The organism is Lactiplantibacillus plantarum (assembly GCF_014131735.1).
Lineage (GTDB): Bacteria > Bacillota > Bacilli > Lactobacillales > Lactobacillaceae > Lactiplantibacillus > Lactiplantibacillus plantarum.
In genome coordinates this window covers 181,576-202,412 of the sequence record NZ_CP039121.1, presented here as the reverse complement: position 1 = coordinate 202,412, position 20,837 = coordinate 181,576, and the positions used below count along the sequence as shown (strand labels likewise).

At 42.7% G+C, this 20,837-nt stretch carries 17 protein-coding genes; 3 read left to right on the top strand and 14 right to left on the bottom strand.

The features are described from left to right. Nucleotides 1-59: 59 nt before the first annotated feature. The 5 genes from E5260_RS00845 to E5260_RS00825 form a co-directional block, all read right to left on the bottom strand. Complete coding sequence (locus tag E5260_RS00845) at nt 60-2,276, bottom strand: alpha-galactosidase (RefSeq protein WP_003643064.1); 2,217 nt, start codon at nt 2,274-2,276, stop codon at nt 60-62. A 96-nt stretch (nt 2,277-2,372) separates the two neighbouring features. Further along, nucleotides 2,373-4,331, bottom strand: coding sequence for a glycoside-pentoside-hexuronide (GPH):cation symporter (locus E5260_RS00840; protein ID WP_003643065.1), 1,959 nt, complete (start codon nt 4,329-4,331; stop codon nt 2,373-2,375). A gap of 327 nt (nt 4,332-4,658) precedes the next feature. Then, complete coding sequence (locus E5260_RS00835; protein WP_003643066.1) at nt 4,659-5,693, bottom strand: aldose epimerase family protein; 1,035 nt, start codon at nt 5,691-5,693, stop codon at nt 4,659-4,661. Nucleotides 5,694-5,815: 122 nt separating this feature from the next. Beyond that, nucleotides 5,816-6,811 carry a LacI family DNA-binding transcriptional regulator gene (locus E5260_RS00830; RefSeq protein ID WP_003643067.1) on the bottom strand — a complete coding sequence of 332 codons (996 nt, stop codon included), beginning with the start codon at nt 6,809-6,811 and terminating at the stop codon, nt 5,816-5,818. Nucleotides 6,812-7,136: 325 nt separating this feature from the next. Beyond that, complete coding sequence (locus E5260_RS00825; protein WP_003643068.1) at nt 7,137-8,159, bottom strand: aldo/keto reductase; 1,023 nt, start codon at nt 8,157-8,159, stop codon at nt 7,137-7,139. A 183-nt stretch (nt 8,160-8,342) separates the two neighbouring features. Here E5260_RS00825 and E5260_RS00820 point away from each other — a divergent pair, with 183 nt between their 5' ends. Further along, nucleotides 8,343-8,711, top strand: a complete 369-nt coding sequence (locus E5260_RS00820) for a pyridoxamine 5'-phosphate oxidase family protein (RefSeq protein ID WP_003643069.1) — start codon at nt 8,343-8,345, stop codon at nt 8,709-8,711. A gap of 64 nt (nt 8,712-8,775) precedes the next feature. Here E5260_RS00820 and E5260_RS00815 read toward each other — a convergent pair whose 3' ends face one another. Genes E5260_RS00815 through E5260_RS00800 form a run of 4 tightly spaced genes read right to left on the bottom strand, consistent with a single transcriptional unit; the run spans nt 8,776 to nt 13,716 of the window. Then, nucleotides 8,776-11,067, bottom strand: a complete 2,292-nt coding sequence (locus E5260_RS00815) for an FAD-dependent oxidoreductase (protein ID WP_003643070.1) — start codon at nt 11,065-11,067, stop codon at nt 8,776-8,778. After that, entirely contained in the window at nt 11,060-12,016 is a 957-nt protein-coding gene (locus E5260_RS00810; RefSeq protein ID WP_003643071.1) for an FAD:protein FMN transferase, read from the bottom strand. Before E5260_RS00810 ends, E5260_RS00815 begins: the two co-directional genes overlap by 8 nt. Before the next feature lie 33 nt (nt 12,017-12,049). Continuing rightward, a complete protein-coding gene (gene aroD, locus E5260_RS00805) occupies nt 12,050-12,808 on the bottom strand; it encodes a type I 3-dehydroquinate dehydratase (RefSeq protein WP_003643072.1) in 759 nt (252 codons plus the stop codon). 23 nt (nt 12,809-12,831) lie between these two features. Further along, the gene (locus tag E5260_RS00800) at nt 12,832-13,716 is read right to left on the bottom strand and encodes a shikimate dehydrogenase (protein ID WP_003643073.1); all 885 of its coding nucleotides are present in this window, start codon (nt 13,714-13,716) and stop codon (nt 12,832-12,834) included. Between the two features lie 138 nt (nt 13,717-13,854). Between E5260_RS00800 and E5260_RS00795 the strand changes: the two genes are divergently transcribed. Next, on the top strand, nt 13,855-14,784 hold the full coding sequence (locus E5260_RS00795; protein WP_003643563.1) for a LysR family transcriptional regulator: 930 nt from the start codon (nt 13,855-13,857) through the stop codon (nt 14,782-14,784). Nucleotides 14,785-14,817: 33 nt separating this feature from the next. On the opposite strand, the gene E5260_RS00790 is transcribed toward E5260_RS00795, so the two are convergent. The 5 genes from E5260_RS00790 to E5260_RS00770 form a co-directional block, all read right to left on the bottom strand. Then, nucleotides 14,818-16,059, bottom strand: coding sequence for an MFS transporter (locus E5260_RS00790; protein WP_003643564.1), 1,242 nt, complete (start codon nt 16,057-16,059; stop codon nt 14,818-14,820). A 1-nt stretch (nt 16,060) separates the two neighbouring features. Further along, a complete protein-coding gene (aroE, locus tag E5260_RS00785) occupies nt 16,061-16,945 on the bottom strand; it encodes a shikimate dehydrogenase (protein WP_003643076.1) in 885 nt (294 codons plus the stop codon). 17 nt (nt 16,946-16,962) lie between these two features. Then, nucleotides 16,963-17,847: a shikimate dehydrogenase gene (locus tag E5260_RS00780; protein WP_003643077.1), complete on the bottom strand. Its 885-nt coding sequence runs from the start codon at nt 17,845-17,847 to the stop codon at nt 16,963-16,965. Nucleotides 17,848-17,934: 87 nt separating this feature from the next. Further along, nucleotides 17,935-18,774 carry an SDR family NAD(P)-dependent oxidoreductase gene (locus tag E5260_RS00775; protein WP_003643078.1) on the bottom strand — a complete coding sequence of 280 codons (840 nt, stop codon included), beginning with the start codon at nt 18,772-18,774 and terminating at the stop codon, nt 17,935-17,937. Between the two features lie 27 nt (nt 18,775-18,801). Further along, nucleotides 18,802-19,653: a sugar phosphate isomerase/epimerase family protein gene (locus E5260_RS00770; RefSeq protein WP_024971378.1), complete on the bottom strand. Its 852-nt coding sequence runs from the start codon at nt 19,651-19,653 to the stop codon at nt 18,802-18,804. Between the two features lie 223 nt (nt 19,654-19,876). On the opposite strand from E5260_RS00770, the gene E5260_RS00765 reads away from it, so the two are divergent. After that, nucleotides 19,877-20,782, top strand: coding sequence for a LysR family transcriptional regulator (locus E5260_RS00765; protein ID WP_003643080.1), 906 nt, complete (start codon nt 19,877-19,879; stop codon nt 20,780-20,782). Nucleotides 20,783-20,837: the final 55 nt, after the last annotated feature.

Here is a 20,837-nt window from a genome sequence, read left to right as displayed (position 1 = left end):
TGCCAGAGCGTTCTTTTAGATTAACGATGATTAAGTTTTAATATGTTTAATGGCTGAGCTTAGTCCTTAGCCTTGAAGTAATGTACCTGCGCCGTAAAGTCACTAGTTTGAACGGGAGTCGTGTAGAGTCCTAGTTGCATCAATTCATCGCCACCGTACATTTTGTTTGTGTCGGTCTCAACGTAGGTCTGCTGAGGGTCTAATCCCGCTAACTTCGTAATATGCGGTTCTGGTTGAACTGCACCTAAAATAACGAAGGTGAGCAGCAAGGCTTCTTTCTGATCCGGACTAACAAACATCCACGCCACCGTATTAGATTCAAACGGGCTCTCTAATCGATAAAAGGTCCCGTATTGAACTAACTCACGGTGCTGCTTATAGAAGGCAACCTGTCTTTTAACGGCCTGCTTGTCCGCATCACTTAGTTGGGCCGCGTCCAGTTCATAGCCCAAGGTACCACTCATTGCCACAGCACCACGCATCTTCATCGACGTCGACCGTCCTAACAATTCATCCGGGCTCGTCCCAACATGGGCGGTAATTGCAGAAATTGGATAAACGAGTGAAGTCCCATATTGAATTTTGAGCCGTTCAATCGGGTCATTATTATCTGATGGCCAACTCTGTGGCATATAATACATTAAACCAGCATCAAAGCGGCCACCACCGCCAGAGCAGCCTTCAAATAAGATCTGTGGATAGCGTTTTGTTAAACGCTCCATCAAGTCATATACACCTAAGATAAAGCGGTGGCTAGTCTCACCTTCATGAGTTGAATCGCTATGTGGCGAATAGACTTCCGTTAAATTGCGGTTCATATCCCACTTGATATAATCAATGGGCACCTTATCAAGAACTGCGGTCATTTGTTCAAAAATATTGTCGACAACATCCGGCTGGCTGAAATCAAGCACGTATTCGTTCCGCGATAACGTTCGGCCACGATCTGGTACGCCTAACACCCAATCAGGATGGGCCCGATAAAGATCGGAATCGGCTGAAATATTTTCTGGCTCGAACCAAAGTCCGAACCGCATCCCTTTATCATGGGTCCGTTTGCTAATATCCGCTAAGCCTCCTGGTAACTTGTTCCGATTAACAAACCAGTCACCTAGCGAACTATTATCATCATTTCGATGACCGAACCAACCGTCATCCAGCACAAACATTTCGATACCCAGTGGTGCTGCAGCATCCAAGATTGATTGAATCTTGTCCGCATCAAAGTCAAAGTAAGTGGCTTCCCAATTGTTGATCAAGATCGGCCGGAGATCGTGCTTGTAACGACTGCGCGCCACGCGATCACGCAATAAATCATGGTAGGTTTGCGACATACCATTAAGCCCCGTCGTCGAGTATACCATTGCAACCTCGGGCGTTTGGAAACTATCACCGGCCGCCAATCGCCAGTCGAAGTTATATTCATTGATTCCCATAGTCAAGCGTGTCTGACCAATTGGGTCCCGTTCTAAACTAATCTGGTGGTTACCTGAATAAATTAGCAATGCACCAAGGACATTGCCTTGAAATTCATTAGTATTCGGATCAGCTAGCGCCACAAAAGGATTCATATGATGAGAACTAGCACCCCGGCGACTTTCAAACTGAGTTACACCTCGATGGAGCCGTTCACGACTAAGCTGGCGCTCACGCGCATAGCTTCCAGGTAACGAAATGGCATCTAATGGTTGGGTTGGCAGGTCCATCTGCATCGAAGCCACTTTTTCTAAGTCGACAGCTTGCTCACTGTGATTAATCAACCGGGCGCTACGCGTGATAACTGGCCGATCCCGATAAATCGTGTAGGCTAATTCGAGTGTCACGCCTAATGTGGCATCTCGCAACGTCACAATCAAAGTTTGGGCTTCATCCTCATCTTCGACATAAGTTTGTGGCAAGCCCTTAAGTTCCGGCTTACCGGCTTCCATCCGGCAGTCTTGATAACGAAAATCAACTGTTCGAGCACCATTGGCCGCGCGAATAATCGCGGCGGGTTGCCGATAATCACCGGTATTATTGCCACCGTATTCCTGTGGCAAATCATCCTTGGAATAGCTTCGATCAGTCGTATTCGGTAAATTTCCTGAGAACCCCCGATCAATCCGGGGATACTGACGCTCGCCATGATAACCCCGAACCCGTGGGCCAAAGTACAAGTGGGCCAACACGTTGCCTGTCTCCACACCTAGAATATACGAGATTTGATCGTTATGCAGGTGAAAGACAAGTTGTTCTTCATCAATGTCAATTAAAGTTTGCTGCAACGTTACTGCCATAGTAAAATCTTCCCTTCGCTATTAGCTTTTTCTATTTCAGTTCACAAAAAGAGCTATTAATGGCTCGCGTCATTAATAGCTCTCCTCGTAAAGAAACTATGCTTGATCCGGTAAGCCGACATTCGATAATTGTAAGACATCTTCATCATCTTGTACGGTGGTTCCTGAATCTTTAAGATACGTAAATTCGGGCATATCTTTATAGTTTGTAATAACGACCATAACGGTATCATCCAAGCCAGCCTTTTCAATTGCTGGTTGCCAGAATTCAATTAATTCTTGCCCTTGTGTGACATGGTCGCCCTTCTCAACGTACTGAACAAATCCAGTCCCACGCATCTTAACGGTACCAATCCCAATATGAATTAGCGTTAAAATACCGGTATCAGAACGTAATCCGATTGCATGGCGAGTCGGGAAGGTTGCAACAACTTCACCATCAAATGGTGCGACAACGCGACCATCCGTTGGTTTAATGGCGAAACCTTTACCCATACTACCGTTTGCGAAGGATTCGTCAGCAACATCTTTCAAACTGATCAGTTCCCCGGCAACAGGATCTTGATAAACCGTCGTCTTGGCATCGGCTTCTGCTTCAACTTCAGCAGGAGTTTCATCGGTTTCCAAGTGAGTTGACCATGTTTTTTCAAGTTCATCAACGATTTGTGCATGCATCTTTTCATCCAACTTAACCTTCTTGAAGAAGATGAATGTCCCAATCAAAATCATAGCAGCAGGTACACCGAACATCATTAACTTGAAGATGGCAGCGCCATGGCTAGTCACATCACCAGCAGTGGCACCAGCTGTCATCCCAGCCCAAACAGCAGTTAAACCAACGACACCGTTAGAAATCGCACCGCCTAATTTATCAAGTAAAGGCCGAACGGATAAGGTTAAAGATTCGTCACGATGACCAAACTTCAACTGCCCATATTCAACAGAATCACTCAAAACCATCAAAACAACTAAGAAAATTAATGGTTGTGGAATGTAGAATAATACGGCCGCTGTTAAGATCATTGGTAATGACTGACCAGCAAAGGCAAACATGATCAGTGAAATCATCATAATAACAACTGCTAAGAAGAACACTTTACGACGACTAAACTTCTTTGCTAATGGTGGGAAGGCCAATACGGCAAAAATCCCAATAATCGCATTTAGCGAACCTAATAGTGTAAACTTCGAGGCGTCACCCAAAATATAGGTGAAGTAGTAAAGTTCTAGTGAGTTCGTAATGGCAATCCCTGCCGTGTAGATCCCATACATCAATGATAACCACATCAATTGATCGTTACGGGCTAACACTTTGAAGACTTCCTTGAAGCTAGTCTTTTCAGTGTTCTTACGCAATTCAGAATCATTTTCTTTGGTTCCAAGTGCAACAACTAAGGCAGAAATCAAAGCGATTGCGGCAATAATGATCCCAAATGCCATCCAACCACGGTTGTCACCTTGACCACTGTTAGACTTAACAGAAAACATTAAGACGATTGGCATAACGATAACCCCAACGATGTTGGCACCAATGTTAGAGCCAACCCGGGCGTATGTCGCCGTCTTTTCACGTTCTGCTGAGTCAAATGAGATTGCTGGAATCATTGACCAAAAACCAACATCTTTAAACGAATAGAAAATATCCATTGTAATGTATAAAATTGCAAAAATAATTAAATATAGAATGGGGTTTGAGGTATTTAATCCGCCTAAACTCGTGAATAAAAGTGCTAAAACGACGGAACCTATAATTCCACCAATGACAATCCATGGTTTAAAGTGGCCCCACCGAGAATTAGTATTATCAATGGCATTCCCGATCAAAGGATCAATTGCTAGTTCCACGAACCGCAAACCTGCAATAATCATGGTGATCCAAGCAATCATTTGTGTTCCTTGAGCCCCACTACTCTTATCGAACAAGTGGGAGGTCACAAACATAATAAAATAAGTTGATAAAGTGGCATAGAAGGCATCGTGCCCAAACGCCCCAAACGAATAAGCAAGTCGCGATGTTATTTTACGACCTTTACTCTGCTTTGTCTCTGCATCCATAATCTCGCCTCACATCTTCCTTGAATAATTTACAAGTTTAAATGTAATCGTTTTCAGAAGTAATGTCAATGATTTTTAGTAAAATTTGTTCAAAAGTTTTATCTATACCGCTTTTGATTAGGACCTGCTAATGCGCCTATCGACACTGATTGCCCGCTTTCCAAGGGCTTAAGCAGTATAGTACTCATTATCTTACCAATGATCATCGTTTTACTAATCACGGTATTAATCAGATGCTCGGGACTTTGTTAACTAAATTAAACATTGTTTACTCATACGTTTACAAAAAAGGCGCCAGGCAGAACTCGCCTGACACCTCAACTAGTATTAATTTAACCGTTCATATTGGTACCGAATCGTATGCGTCACTGGTGCTCCTGGACGTAACACAATATCACCAAAATCAGGATGATTGATTGCATCAGGAAGTGTCTGGGCTTCCGTCGCTAACGCATTATATTGATGCGCGTCTTCCTTATCAGCATCAAACGGATTAGCCGTGAAGATAATAAGACTATTGCGATCTGAATAAATTTTTACTTGGCGCTTATCATCAGTATCCCCAACGATAGCAATTGGTTCTGCCGCACTTGGGGCAACTTCATACGCATCGTCAAATTCAATGCCACCATTCTCAGTCTTCAGCTGGTCTAATGCCTTTTCAACTGGTTGTGCCTGGTTAAAGTCATACGCTGTGCCTTTAACTGCTAATTTCTTACCAGTTGGGACTTTTTCATCATCAAATTCCAAGTGAGCTGCACTCGTAATCTGTAATTTTTGTTGGGCCAAACTGGTCCGATCATCAGTTGTGTTCCAATAAACGTGATTAGTTGGATTAAAGAGGGTTGCTGCATCAGTATCACCGGTAAATGCAATGGATACTTGATCCTGATTATCTAATGTAAACTTGATAGCGACATCCATATTTCCCGGGTAATTATCATCACTGGCGTTGATATGCTTCTTCAAAGTCACACTGACACTATCATTGGTTTGGCTAAAAGCACCTTCAAAGTTCAGCGTGTTAAAACCATGATTCCCGCCGTGTAGCGAATGGGTTTGTTCGTTCATATCAACTTGATAGGATTGATCATCGATTTTGAACTTAGCGCCGCCAATCCGGCCAGCAACCCGACCAATTGATTGACATAGGCAGTATCCCACTCGTTGATAGTCAGTCATGTTATCAAGGCCCCAAATCAAGGGATGTTCAACGCCGTCTTCATTGACGACGAATTCTTGCCACGTCCCACCATAACTAAGGACCGAGATACGAGTTTGATGGTCATTGACCAGCGTATAACGCATTACATCTTGACCATCTAGTTGGTCAAACACCGTTTTTTTAGTTTCCAAAATCATGCACCTCCGTGTTATTTAAACCGCTTTCATTTAGAAGTATACCAGAATTTCTTGAAGTTGAGTAAAACTTTTAGTTAAAATACTAAAAGAACGATCTGGTTTCTATCCCAGATCGCCCTTCACTACTTGGAACTTGCTCGCTCAACCAGATTAGTACCCAGCTCAACCCGTTGTGTCGTTGTTCGCCCTGCTAGTCGACTGATGACCAAATTAACTGCGGTCGCCCCCATTAACTCAGTATCTACGTTAACTGCGCTTAATTCGGGATAAACGAATGTCGCCAGCGAAGTATTGTTAAAGCTAAATAGCTTCACTCGTTCTGGCACCTGGATGCCACTAGCTTGCAACGCTTTAAGCGCACCTGCCGCCATCGGATCATTTGCCACAAAAAAGGCTCCTGGTAGTTGATCTCCCAACTTACGAATGGCTTTTTGCATCATTTTAAACCCAGATTCACTAGTATAATCGCCCTTAAAAACGAACTTAGGATCAAACGCATGCCGTCGTTCCATCGCGGCCCGAAAACCTAGCATGCGTCGATCAACTACCGCTAACTGATGGTCGGTTGTCATTTCTTGACCGTGAATAAAGCCAATATGATGAAAGTTGCGTTGCCAAAAATAATCGACAACTTTTTCTGTGGCCAACCGAAAATCAGTAATGACACTATCAAAACCAGCATCAAACTGATCATCATCTACGAATACTAAGTTGTCAGTTACTGATGCCAAGTCCTTGACTTGTGGCTCGCTGAACTTTCCAACTGCAATCACTGCATCTACGTCTGGTCCCAATTCTTGTAAATTATTTTGGAAGATCCGAGTCACTTCAAACTGATTATCTTGTCCACGACGTTCAATCCCCATCCGGACTGACATATAATACAAATCATCTTGTTCCTTAGATTCCGAATACCATTGAACAATAGCAAGTCGCTTACGCGCCGTCGTGACAGTATGCCGTTTATTTTTTGAATACTGTAATGCTTCTGCTGCATCTAGAATTCGTTGGCGCGTTGTATCACTAACAGACAATGACTGATCTTTGTTTAACACGCGCGATACCGTTGCCAATGATACGCCAACTTTATTTGCAATATCTTTTAGCGTCGCCGCCATGAATTGGCCCCCTTAAATTCAAACTAATTCTTACTACCATCTAAAGTCGCTATCGCATGATTTATTTGCAAATTATTTTAATTTTCAAGTATTGCGCCGAACTTCAACGCATAATCGTGATAACTATCATGTAAAACTTTATCATTAATTGTGAAAATTGGCGAATTTAAACACTAATTTATTTAGTAAAGGCCCCCCTGTGCGTGCAAATCTGCAAAATTATGTTATTATTAACTTAACTATTAGGTACAGAAAGGCCATATCCTCGGATATGGCCCTTTCTTTTGCGGCTCTATAACATTGACTATAGCGAATTGTGCAAACGCTATGATCGACCAGCATTCCAATCAATTGCCGGTTGTTCGGTAAGAATCTGTTCAATCGTTGCTAATTCTGATTCACTAAATTTCAACTTTTCCAATGCAGCAACGTTATTAACCACCTGCTCTGGCCGGCTAGCACCAATCAAGACACTTGCTAAGGCTGGCTGACGTAGGTTCCAAGCCAAAGCCATTTGAGCTAAGCTTTGCTCCCGTTGTTGCGCGACTTCATTTAAGCGCTTTACCGTAGCTAGTGTCTGTTCTACCTGGACTGGACTCAAAAATGGAATTGTTTGCTTATTGGCCCGTGAATCTGTCGTGATTCCGTGCAGATACTTGTCCGTCAATAACCCCTGTGATAGTGAGCTAAAGCCAACCGCCGCCTTATGAGTTGCTTGTAGAACGGGGAACAAGTCCTGTTCCACCTGTCGATTAAACATATTATAGCGTGGTTGGTGAATAATGTATGGGGTTCCTAATGATTCAAATATCTTGGTCATAGCAGCCGTCTGCTTGCCATTATAATTTGAAATGCCTACATACAGTGTCTTACCCTGCCGTACTAGCTGATCAAGCGCAGTGGCCGTCTCCTCCATTGGTGTTTCAGGATCAGGACGGTGACTATAAAAAATATCAAAGTAGTCTAAACCAGTTCGCTGCAGACTCTGATCAGCACTGGCAATAATACTTTTTCGTGACCCCCAATTGCCGTATGGTCCCGGCCACATCACATAGCCCGCTTTACTAGCAATGACCATTTCGTCACGGTATGGCCGCATATCGGTAGCCATAATACGACCAAAATTAGTTTCTGCACTGCCGGGCTCCGGGCCATAGTTATTGGCTAAGTCGTAGTAGGTAATTCCCAAATCAAAAGCTTGATGAATGATTGCCTTTTGATTAGCGATCGGATCAACGCTTCCAAAATTATTCCAAAGACCTAGCCCGATTGCTGACAGCTTCAAACCACTATTGCCTACTCGATTATAAATCATATGGTCATAGCGCTTCTGGCTTGCTTGATACATATTAAACACCCTCTCGTTATTCGTTCCTAGCTAAAGTTACCGCTTTCATTAGTAAAAAGCAACGCCTGGTTTTACCATGCTACCTCCGCTAAGATTATTGAGACATCGAACACTCTCACTTGATAATTTATATATATCAATTACAATATATTATGAGAATATAAACGTAAAGGAGTACTTATTATGGACCCTAAATTTATTGAAGTGATCAAAGACACGACCCCCGCAACCATCGTCACGGTCAACGCCGCACCAGCACACGTCGTCAACACCTGGAGTCATTATATGCAGCTTATTGATGATCATACCCTATTGATCCCATCGGCTGGCATGCACTCAATTGAGGCCGATTTTGCTACCGACAACCACATTACAATTGCTGTCGGTAGTTACAAGATTCCCGGCACAACTGGTACTGGCTGTGGTTTCCACATTCATGGTACCGGCAAGTTTGAAACTAGTGGCGCTTATTTCGATCAAATGCATACTAAGTTTGATTGGATTCGCGCGACCCTGGTTGTCACAATCGACGATGTGGAACAAAAGATTTAACAACTAAAATCTAGACTAAAAGAACGTACACGAGTTGTGTACGTTCTTTTAGTCTAGACAGTAGTTAATTCGTCACTGTCTTCTTAGATGCTAATTCAAGCCCCTCTAAAAAGTGCCCAAAGCACTGCTTCAAGAAGTGTTCACTACCGTCATCATTCAGATGATCGTTCTCATCAAACTTATTGCCGGCTTGAGGTAACATGAACTCGTTACCAGGCATAACTTTGGCATCCACACCGGGTGAGTCCAAAATCTGTCGTAAGTTCATCTGAGCACGTACCGTACCTTGAATACCTAACGAAGTCCCAACAATCATCACTGGTTTGTCTTTGAATGGATGTTCTGCACAGGACAGCCATTCAATGGCACTCTTCAAGGCAGCTGGAATCGAATGATCATATTCTGGCACGCCAAAGACGACACCATCAGCGGCTTCAATCTTAGCGGCTAACGCTTTTACACTTGCCGGTTCCCGATCCATATCATCTTCATTGAATAGCGGTAAATCTTTAATTTCACAAATTTCAAAATTAACTTGCGTTTCAAATAATTCTTTCATGGCATACAACAACTTACGGTTATATGATTTTGAAGCGTTAGTCCCCACAATGGCCACAATATTGGCTTCGTCATCGCCCGCGGTTGCCTGCCGCTGAGCGTTTTCGCTAGCCGCGGCGCCGGCAACGTAACCCGACGAAATCCCCCAAGTATTCATCATACTTGGCATTGAATCATGTCCGTTAGCGCCGCCGATGATTTCCCCCGCACCAAAGTAATTAGCTACCGGTGCATTTTTAGTCGTTACCAATTGCAAGTTATCAGCATCAACACTATAGCCACCTAAAGTCGTCGCAAAGCGATCACGTTGTTCAATGATGTAGAATGTTTCACCTTCAAATTGGTGCAAGTACTTCGGATCACGACCGAAATCATGATCGTGACCATCTTGAACATAGCCTTGATAATTTTTGACCGTTTGGACTAATTCATCAACCACAATTCCGGCCTGCTCAGCAGCACTTTCCAAAGAACCCTTAACAAATACTGGCCGTTTACCCTTATTCTCAAAGAAGCTCTTAATTTCTTCTGGTGTGAAATCATGCAGGATCAGTAGGTCGTAAACTTTCTTCCAAGTCCGTTCATCCATTACTAGGTAAGCAACTTTATCCGCTTGTTTAAGGATGGCATTCCGAAAAGTCGTATAAACATTTGATTCGTTAACGATTCGATCACCCTTAGAGTTAACGTAAATTGCACCCATATCAGTTGCTTGTTTCGACGCGTACGTGGTCAATTTAGCAACGCCTGGTTCCACTTCAACACCATGTGGATACAGCTTGTACCAACCTAAATCGTGCGTTTGCAAATCCAAATCACCATTAAATTGATAGGCATCCCCAGTGGAAGTCATTGGGCCATAATAATCAATGCCTTCGCTTTCAGTACCACGCATCTTTTGGTTAGCGCCATGACCACCTGCAGCAAGCACAACTGAACGTGCCTTGATGTTGACTGTTTGGTCCTTTTGAGCAGCAATCACACCGCGTAACTTTTTATCGTTGTCCAACATAAGCTTCTCGACTCGAGTATCCAACATAATTTGACCACCCGCAGCAGCAAACGCCTTCGAAACTTTTTGAATGAATTCATAGCTACTTGCTGAAGGTAGTTCAATCTGACGGTTAATCGAATGTTCTGGCGTTTGCGTCTGTGCTTTTTGATAATGTAAATCTGCAAACTTACTAATAAAATCAATGGCTGGACCAATGTTATGCACCATTAGGTCGGTCAAAGCTGGATAGTTCGTCTCCAAGCTTTCACGAGCAACATCTTGTGCCAACATTTCTGGCGTATCATGATTATTATCAAAAATTTGCGCAGCAACATCAGACCCGGTACCAACAACGTTAGAACCATTCAGAATCGTCGCACCACCAAGATAGCCGTTCTTTTCAACTAAGATAACCTTCTGACCCATTGTCAACGCTCGACAGCCAGCGACTAAGCCCGCTTCTCCGCCACCAATAATGAGCACGTCGGTCCGCAAGTTTTGCGTCTTGGGGGCTTTTTTCTTAGGAACTGGCTGCACATCAACACCAGCATCGGTTACAGCCTTATCTGCCGACTTAAGTAACGCTTGGGTCATCACCGTTGCACCACTAATTGTGTCAACATTGAATGATTGTTCCGTAATGATATTTTGTTTCAATTTATCAATGACTTGGTTAAAGATCCCCGACGTTTCGGAATGCTTTAATATTTTCAAATCCTCAATCTTATTATCTTGCACGTCAACTTCATAATTGATAATACCGTTGTGGCCCATTGCTTGGCCGGTAATTTGTTTTTTACTCAATAGTAAACACTCCTTTGCGTCGCGGCGTTAAGCCACTGGTAACTGTTACCTGTTGTTCATGATCAATAAAAATTGCTTCCGTATGTGGCAACTGTTCGATTAGTTGACAACCACGGTTTGGCCCTTCAAAGTAGGCCACCGTTGATAACACTTCAGCTAATTCTGACCGTTCAGTTATAATCGACACCTGATCAACTTGATTTTCAACCGGATAACCAGTTCGCGGATCAAGGATATGGTGGTAGCGGTGATTGCCAATTTTAAAATATCGTTCGAAGATACCTGACGTCACTACCGTTCTAGCAGGCGTTTCAACCTGTAGCGCTGGATAGCCACGTGGCGCTTCGGGTGCTTGAATTCCAACTTGCCAACGCCGATTATCGGTTAGCGGATTGGCCCCTAATAGCTTAACGTTACCACCAAGATTAACAATAGCGCTGGTAATGCCAGCCTGCTGTAACTGCTTAACGACCTGATCGGCAAAATACCCCTTGGCAATCGCACCAAGATCTAATTGCATGCCAGATTGACGCAAGTAGATACTCGATTGGGCTTCATCTAGGATAACTTCGTGCGTATCTAATAAGGCTAATCGTTGGCTAATTCCCTTGGCCGCTGGTACTTGATGCCCACCAAAACCAATCTTCCAAAGTTTAACCAACGGTCCAATTAGCACATTAAAACTATCCGCATATTGCTTTGTGTACTTAATAGCATCCGACACTAGTTGAAAGCATTCAGTGCTAACCAAAACTGGATGAATACCGGCATATTGATTGATCGCAGCTAATTCTGAATCGGCACGATTGACAGAAAAGACACCATCCATCCGCTGCAAGTAATCATAGACCGCTTCGACCGCTAACTGATTCGGCTCAAATAATGTCAGCGAGATGACGGTTCCCATCATCGTAAATTGTGAAACATACTTTTTTTGTGTCCCAATCATCACTCTGACCTCACGATTTCTTTCAGTTATGCTTTAATTTAACTTCAGATCTTCCAATTCCGGCCGTAAATTTTCAAGTGCAATTTGCCCAGGTGCCGAAGCCGCCCCGACCGTTGCAAATGATAAACAAGAGCCGAACACTTCACCAGCAAGCCGTGACACTTTTCCTAAGTCACCCATCGACATTGTGATTACTGGCTGTGGTAGTGTTTGGCGTGCAATATTAGTCGCTGTCAGTAATGTTAAGACATCCTCCACCGATTGTGGCATCACAGCCATCTTAGCAACGTCAGCACCATAATCGACCATACTAGTAAGGCGCTTAACGATCTCAGCAACCGCCGGCGTTTTATCAAAATCATGATTACTCATGATCACAACTACTTGATGCTCATGAGCTGCTGCAACAATTTGTTTAACAGCTTGTTCGTCATGGTAACGCTCAACATCTAAGGCATCCGTGAACCCACCATCTAAGACCGTCTCACACAGTTTAAAATACTCAGTATCTGATAGTGCTAATTCGCCGCCTTCACCTTTAGTTCGGAAAGTAGTTAATAAGGCAATATCACCTAAAGCCTGACGAAGTTGCTGACCGGCCGATTTCAACTTTTCTGGATTAATTACATCCTTGAAAAAATCAATTCGCCATTCAACGACATCTGGCTGTGCAGCTAAAATCGGTGTCGTCGCTGCTAAAATATCATTAATCGTCGTTCCTGTGATAGGCACTGCCAACTTAGGTCGACCACTACCAAGTTCAATATTTCGTAGCTTTATCGCTGGTTGCATCTTAACTTGCCTCCTGTCATCAATTATTTATCCTGATCATCACTAAACAGAATCTGATGAATGTAATCAACTGGCATGTCTTCGCCAGTCCACAGCTTAAAGGCTGCTGCACCTTGTTCAAGCATCATACCTAAACCATTGTAAACATGCTTCAATCCTGCTTGACGAGCTACCTTCATTAATTTAGTCGTTCGTGGTGCATATACTGTATCAAACACAATTTGGTCTGAGCTGAACCAACTAGGATCGTCCACAAGCGTCTTATCTTCAAGTGGTTTCATTCCAACACCTGTCGAATCAGTATAGATATAAGAGCTTTGGATTTCCCGTTTGAAATCATCACGATCTTCTAATGAGTGTAAAGTGGCGTGACAGTCGGTCTGCTCATTAATTAGTTTAACGTTCCGTTCGGCATTTGCCCATGTTGCATCGTGCATATTAAAAATAGATATTTCTTTGACACCATCCAATGCAGCCTGCACTGCGATCGCAGTCCCGGCACCACCAGCACCAGCTAGCGTCATTTTATGTTCGCGAATATCCAAGCCTTCATCCGCGAGCGCTTTCATAAATCCGATGCCATCAGTCGTATAACCTGTTAAAACACCATCATCATTAACAATTGTATTAACCGCACCCACCATTTTAGCTGCTGGATCAAGCTTATCAAGCAATGGAATCACTTTTTGCTTGTTTGGCATTGAAATATTGGAGCCACGCATATCAAGTGTTCTGATTGACTCAATTGCACTTGGCAGCGTTTCATTCGTCACTTCAAATGCTAAGTAAGCGTAATTTAGTCCTAATTTAGCAAAAGCATTGTTATGCATAGTTGGGGACATTGAATGACGAATTGGATACGCCATTAAACCAATCAGTAAAGTATGCCCATCAATTCGTTCTGCCATGAAAAACCACTCCTAAATATTATTTTTATCTGTTTGTTACTCAATTCACTTGTTATGTTAGCAAATTAGTTTAATATAATAAATATGGATGAGTTGTTTAAATCATCAAAGTTATCTATGAGTAAAGGAGCATTCCTCATGAATTTAAGACATTTAGTTTTTTTCAAAGAGCTAGCTCGAACACAACATATGGCAAAGGCTGCCGAAAACTTAGGTATCTCACAGCCTTCGTTGAGTTATGCCATCAAAAAACTCGAACACGAATTGGGTGTTCCACTTTTTGAAGCAGATGGCCGTAATATCAAGTTAACATCAATTGGCGGTGTTTATTTGAAATACGTCACTGCTACTTTAAATGATTTATCACAAGGCAACGAACTCGTCAAACAACTTATGGATCCAGATACCGGTCATGTTAAATTAGGATTTACCTACACCCTTGGACAGCAACTAGTTCCTGAGTTACTGTCCCATTTCAAAAATCAAAGCGAAAATCAAGCAATTACTTTTGAGCTTGGTCAAGGAAACTCCGGTGTGCTCCTGCAAGCACTAGCCGATGAAAAATACGACATCGTTCTAGCCTCTAACGTCGATAGACTGGGTGAGCAGCTAACTGCCCATCTCTTTGACTTTATCCCACTAGTTCAACAAGAAATTGTTGCAGTTGTTCCAAATGATCATCCCGCGGTACAAAAAAATCCGCTACACGTTGAAGACCTAGCACCTTATCCAATGATCTTATTTTCACAGAATAGCGGCTTGCGACCATTAATCGACCAAATCCTATCAGCAGCCCACGTTCAGCCCAAGGTAGCTTATGAAGTAGAAGAAGATCATACTATGGCTGGGTTTGTTCGTTACAATATGGGTGTTGCGCTAATGCCCTACTTACCACTTTTAAATCCCGAGCGTGTTCAAATCAAACACTTAGCTGATCAGCCATTACAACATCAAATTTACTTAGTCGTTCGTCGCAGTGGTTTTATTACACCTGCCGTCCACCGTTTCCAAGAGTTTATTCGCAGTTATTGTTGGCAACATTACACTAATCAAGAACGATCAATCTAAAAATTGCGCCTTTATTGAAGGCGCAATTTTTAATTAACTTTCAACACCGGAAGCAGCCGACGTACGTGTTGACCGACCACCATGTTTCACAATCAATGCTAAACCAACCCCAATTAACGTAATCACAATGTTCATTAGAATTATCATCCGTGGCGCATCAGCACCGGTAACTTTTGTCAAGTATGCCGCAGCTGATAATACAGCATAATTAGCCACGCTTGAGGCAATCATTACAAGGGATGTCGCTAGACCTTTACTATCTGGAAAGAAACCAATGGTCGTAGAGGTCGCCAATTGTAGTACCCCACCAGCAGCAGCGTAACCAATAACAAAACTACCAATATAGAGAATGACTGGATTATTAATGAAATAACATAACATTAACATGACGATTGAAATACTTGGATATAGTACTAATACGGTCGTCTCTTTCAGCCCCATATGGATAAACTGAGCAGTTAATAAGACCGCTACCGTTGCACCAACCGCATAAAATGATTGCAGGATACTGGGGTCTTTGATTCCGTAACTAGCTCCTAGCTCTTGATTGCAATTCAACCAAATCATAAACGTCGCTGAACTAGTAAAACCAATTAAAATTGATGCAATCGCAGCTGGTGTGAAACGATGCTTCGGTTTGTCAGTAGTCGTTTTAGCCTCAGCAGTTGCTTTATCTTGCTTAGGAAATGGTAAAACCAGAACTAAGATTGCATCAGCAATCATTAAAATTCCACACCCGATAAAAATGACTCGATATGACATTTGAGCACTAGCAACCAAACCAATAACGAACGGCAATACAAACTGAGCAACCGTTATGGCAAACTTTGTAAATAGATTTGCAATTGAGGCCGATTTAGGAAAGATTTCCATCACACTTGGTGACACACAGGTATCCAAGAACGAATTAGCAATCCCGTTAATAATACCAATAGCATACGCCCACCACATGCTGTGAACTGTGATCATCCCAAAAAAGAATACGGCGTACAACGCAATTCCAATGAAACCACTGATACGACGCCCAATCCTATCAGAGACTGGACCAGCAAATGGGTAAGCAATCAGCCGTCCCAGACCATAGGCAGCAATGACAGAAACTACCATACTAACATCAATGGTTCCGTTAGCCAGCGTGGATGCGCCCCACGCCTTTGCAAACTCAGTTTTATACTGTCCCATTATTGAAGAGGCAATTCCTAAAATAAAGTAAGCAAAGTACAATGCCAATGCTGTTACATAATATTTACGGTTTGAATTTGTGTTACTTGTCATCTTAACGTCCCCCATCATCTGAGAAGAACCGTTGCGTTACTTCTTCAACGGGCATTTCTTGGCCTGTGTACAATTTGAACGCTGCGGCACCTTGCCAAACCAGCATCCCCTTACCGCCAATTGTTTTGCTTCCATGTTCAGCTGCATCTGCTAACATTTTTGTGGTAACAGGATTATAAACAGTATCTGTCACAACTAAATCAGAACGAAAAACGGTCATATCCTTAATATTAGTTTGTTCAACATTCGGTGCCATACCGGCCTTGGTTGCGTTAGCCAAAATATCACTTTGTGCAATTGCTTGTGTCAAGACTTCCTGGTCATTAATATCGCCTACAGTAACTTGGCATGCGGGAACTTTATCCATGATCTTTTGAGCCGTTAACTCAGCATTTTGATAAAACGAGTCCTTAGGATTAAAGATATGAATCGCCTGAGCGCCATCTAGTGCCATTTGAACGGCAATTGCTGTAGCAGCACCACCAGCACCTAACACCGTAAGGCGCTTTCCCTGTGGGTCAACACCATGCTGGCGTAGATTTTCAACATAGCCCGCACCGTCCGTATTATGACCAACTAACACGCCATCATTATTGACAATCGTATTCACAGCACCGATTAATTCTGCAGCTGGTGACAATTCATCAACTAATTCTGCAGCAACCTTTTTACAAGGCATCGTTACGTTAGCACCACGCATATTTAAAACGCGCATTTTAGTTAACGCACTGGCCATTTCATCAGCCTGAATGTCAAAAGCCAGGTATGCATCATTAATACCTGCCTTTTCAAAACTGTAGTTATACATTGCTGGTGAGCCTGAATGGCCAACCGGCGAGCCGAAAAGGCCTAGCATAGTTGTGTGTCCATCAATTCGTGCTTCCATCTTTTTATTGCCCCTTTCTAATGCTGCTTAGCTGCTTGACGTGCCTCGTAGGCTTGATATTCGGCCGTTGGCATAGCCTTACCTGTAAAGAGTGTGTATGCTGCATCACCTTGCCACAATAACATGCCTTTCCCCGGCGCTACCGTGCATCCTAATGCCTCGGCGTCTTCAATTAACTTGGTCTTTAGGGGGTTGTAAACAGTATCCGCAACAACCAAGTCTGAACGTAAATAGCTTGGATCGACTAATGATTGACCGTCCAGCGGCTTCATACCAACAATAGTAGCGTTAACCAGAATATCAGCCTTCTCAATCTCAGCTTTTAACTTGTCTTGGTCTTCTAGATGATAGACGTTAACGTCGACTTCTGGCTTTGCTTCCTTAATCTTCTTTTGAGTGTTTTCGGCATTCGCATAAAAGTCGTCCTCACGGTTAAAAATAGCCAATGATTTAGCACCATCTAATGCACATTGAACTTGTAGCGCCGTAGCAGCACCACCAGCACCAATCACGACTAGCTTTTTACCAGCAATATCTACACCGTTCTCTTTCAGATTGCGTACAAAACCAATGCCATCCGTAATATGACCTGTCAACTTACCATTATCGTTAACAATGACATTAATAGCCCCCACAATCTTTGCGGCCGGTGACAACTCATCAACAAGTGTTGCGGCAACGCCCTTACATGGCATCGTTACGTTGCTACCGCGAACCTTAAATAATCGTAATGCATCAATCGCTTCTGGCATTTGTGCTTTTTTAACATCAAAAGCTAAATATGCATAGTCTAATCCTTGCTCTTGAAAGCTAAAGTTATACATTGCCGGTGAACCTGAATGACCTACTGGAGAACCGAGTAAGGTAAATAAACCAGTGGTACCTGAAATTCGTTTTTCCATAATTGTTATCTCCTCTTAATTAATAAAGAAAGAGACCGAGACAGTCGTCCCAGTCTCATCCACGAGTTCATGTAACTGAATTAATTTCTATTTTTTCGCTGGTTGATGATGATCAATCGCGTATTGACGACGACCACCTGGCTTTGGAATCATGTCAGAAATCATCATATTCAAACCACCATCAACGGTCACTTCACCACCATTAGTGTAGTCAGAACGGTCACTAGCCATGAATAAGACCGTATTAGCAATATCATCCAAAGTCCCAATGCGGCGACTAGCCACTAACCGCTCACGGCCCTCTTCAACTTTAGGATCACTGTAAAAGTTCTCAGATAACGGCGTCTTAACCAGACAAGGTAAGACACAGTTACTCCGAACACCATACTGTCCCCATTCAGCAGCCATTTGCTTAGACATCATATTAACCGCTGCTTTAGTTGTACTATAGGCCCCACTATATGTTTCAGGATAACGTGACGCTACGGTTGAGATGTGTACCATCGCACCATGTTTCTGTTGAATCATGACGCGACCAAACCGTTGTGACATTAAGAAGTAACCCGTTAAGTTAACATTCAAGGCAGCTTGCCATTCATCCAAACGCAAGTCTTCAAGTGGTGAGAAGCGTAAAATAGCAGCCGTATTAACTAGCACATCGACTTCACCAAACTTATCAGTCACGGCCTTAACAGCAGCATCAACTTCCTCTTCGTTAGTCGTATTGCACTTAACGGCCAACGTTTCAACGCCATACTTTTCTGTCAATTTCTTTGCGTACGCTTCGGTTTTATCCGCAATCATATCAATCAAGACAATTTTGGCACCCTGCTTAGCAAACTCTTCACAGAACTTGGTACCCATACCACCAACAGCACCCGTAATTGCAACAACTTTATCCGTTAATCCTAACCAATTATTATTCATTAATAATCACTCCTTATAATCAAATATCTAAGCTTGAACTGGGGCTTTTAAAATTTCAGGCCACGCTTCCTTTAAAACAGACACAGTCTGCTTATAGGTGTAATCCGCAACATAATCAATACCCTTAGCCATGTATTGATCAGAGATTACTTCGACACCAATCACCTTAGGATCAACACCTGCATCTTTTATCATCTTGACAAACCCAGCGGTATCCAAATCACCAGCACCTGGAGCCAACCGATCATGCATTGATTCATCCCGTAAGATAGAATCAGCATATGGCCGAGTATATGCATCATCAATTTGAATTGAAATAACCCGCTTTGCTTGTTCCTCGGTCAACAAGTCATATGGTTGGTTGGCTCGTACCCAATGCCACATATCTAGTAACATATATACATTGTCACAGTTGGCTTTTTGCATAATCTTCCAAGTCTTGTCCAAGTTAGGTAAGCCACTGTAAGGCATTGGTTCCAATGCAATAATTAAATCACCCGCCCGGGCTGCTAATTCTTGTAACTTCTTTGCTGTATAGTCAATATCATAATCTTCCATCAATCCGGTATTAATATGCTTTACACCAAATAATTCACACATATGGAAGCAAGCCTGTTCCTTATATTTTTGTTCGTATGTGCGCGTTGCTTCACACCACTGAACAATATATTCGACTTCGGTGCAACGAATATTATACTTATCCAAAATAGCGAGAATATCATCGTCCGTTAAACCTTCGTTCAAGGCATCCACGTAAGTTTCAGCGCGTAACCCAATGCCATCGTAACCAGCAGCACTAGCCGCTTTGCAACGATCTTCAAATGTACATTGATCACCAAGTGTCCAGGAACTAATTGTAATTGGATGTGATTTTGTCATAATAATTTCCTCCAAATAGTGGATTCGACACATGCATGTTTTGTGATTCACATAATTTATTTTACAAGTTAAATGTAATCGCTATCACTCGACTCGTCCAATTGCTTTTAGTTGGGGCTATCCATAGCCAAAAGTTATTAATTCTGTTATATTAACCGTAGTTGTTAACTTTTGAGTATCAATCGTTACCCGTCAGAATGAACTTCGGGAGGTTATTTCTATCATGAATTTGGATCATTTACGATACTTCGTCGCATTATCAAGAACTGAAAACTATACACAAACTGCCAAGCTGTTACATATTACACAACCAAGTTTAACTAAAGCCATACACTCCTTAGAAGCAGAATTGAACATTGATCTCTTTCAAAAAGCCGGACGTAGTGTTACTTTAACTCCTGCTGGTAAGGTTTTCGCTAGTGATGTCGAATCCGCACTCCTACTACTCGACAAAAGTGTGACTAATATTAAACGTTTTGATCAACAAAAAGCCCCCATTCGTATTGCCGCACTCCGAACACTAAGTATTAAGTGGTTGCCAGATATTGCCCAGCGTTTTCTTCAACTAAGCCCCCATGCCGCTGTCCAATTTCAATTCAACACTGATACTGGCCTGTCCCCAGATATTCTGAACGGTTTACGTAACAACAAATATGATGTTGCTTTTTGCTCAAAGATGGATCACTTTAGCGATATCGAGTTTTTTCCCGTCGCTGAACAAACTATGGTTTGCATCACACCAACTACACACCCACTGGCAAACCGCTCCAGTATCAATTTGGCAGAAACATTAGCCTATCCCCAAATCACTTTTTCGCAACGCAGTGGACTTCATCCAATTATGCAAAAACTATTTAACGACTGTGGCGGTCAACCCATTAGTGCATATGCCGTAGAAGAAGATCAGGCCATCGCCGGTTTAGTGGCCAGCGGTTTTGGAATTGCCGTTGTACCTAATATGTCTATTCTTCAAACCATGCCAGTCAAGATTATTCCATTGTCATTTCCAACATGGCAACGAATTTTGTACATGGGTACCCTTAAGCACCGTACACCTCAACCCGCTGTTGAAGAGTTCATCACCTTCGTTCGTGATCAAAGCAAAACACTCTCTGTTAACAATATTTAACTCTGAACCAATAAAATCGCATTCGATTAATAGCTTCTAGCTATCGATTGAATGC

Coding starts and splice junctions, on each gene's coding strand:
- E5260_RS00845 (WP_003643064.1), bottom strand. CDS start 2,276: ATGGCAGTAACGTTGCAGCAAACTTTAATTGACATTGATGAAGAACAA.
- E5260_RS00775 (WP_003643078.1), bottom strand. CDS start 18,774: ATGAATAATAATTGGTTAGGATTAACGGATAAAGTTGTTGCAATTACG.
- E5260_RS00830 (WP_003643067.1), bottom strand. CDS start 6,811: ATGGCGGCGACGCTAAAAGATATTGCAAATAAAGTTGGCGTATCATTG.
- aroD (WP_003643072.1), bottom strand. CDS start 12,808: ATGCAACCAGCGATAAAGCTACGAAATATTGAACTTGGTAGTGGTCGA.
- E5260_RS00790 (WP_003643564.1), bottom strand. CDS start 16,059: ATGACAAGTAACACAAATTCAAACCGTAAATATTATGTAACAGCATTG.
- E5260_RS00835 (WP_003643066.1), bottom strand. CDS start 5,693: ATGATTTTGGAAACTAAAAAAACGGTGTTTGACCAACTAGATGGTCAA.
- E5260_RS00840 (WP_003643065.1), bottom strand. CDS start 4,331: ATGGATGCAGAGACAAAGCAGAGTAAAGGTCGTAAAATAACATCGCGA.
- aroE (WP_003643076.1), bottom strand. CDS start 16,945: ATGGAAGCACGAATTGATGGACACACAACTATGCTAGGCCTTTTCGGC.
- E5260_RS00780 (WP_003643077.1), bottom strand. CDS start 17,847: ATGGAAAAACGAATTTCAGGTACCACTGGTTTATTTACCTTACTCGGT.
- E5260_RS00800 (WP_003643073.1), bottom strand. CDS start 13,716: ATGGCAGAACGAATTGATGGGCATACTTTACTGATTGGTTTAATGGCG.
- E5260_RS00765 (WP_003643080.1), top strand. CDS start 19,877: ATGAATTTGGATCATTTACGATACTTCGTCGCATTATCAAGAACTGAA.
- E5260_RS00795 (WP_003643563.1), top strand. CDS start 13,855: ATGAATTTAAGACATTTAGTTTTTTTCAAAGAGCTAGCTCGAACACAA.
- E5260_RS00770 (WP_024971378.1), bottom strand. CDS start 19,653: ATGACAAAATCACATCCAATTACAATTAGTTCCTGGACACTTGGTGAT.
- E5260_RS00820 (WP_003643069.1), top strand. CDS start 8,343: ATGGACCCTAAATTTATTGAAGTGATCAAAGACACGACCCCCGCAACC.
- E5260_RS00810 (WP_003643071.1), bottom strand. CDS start 12,016: ATGATTGGGACACAAAAAAAGTATGTTTCACAATTTACGATGATGGGA.
- E5260_RS00825 (WP_003643068.1), bottom strand. CDS start 8,159: ATGTATCAAGCAAGCCAGAAGCGCTATGACCATATGATTTATAATCGA.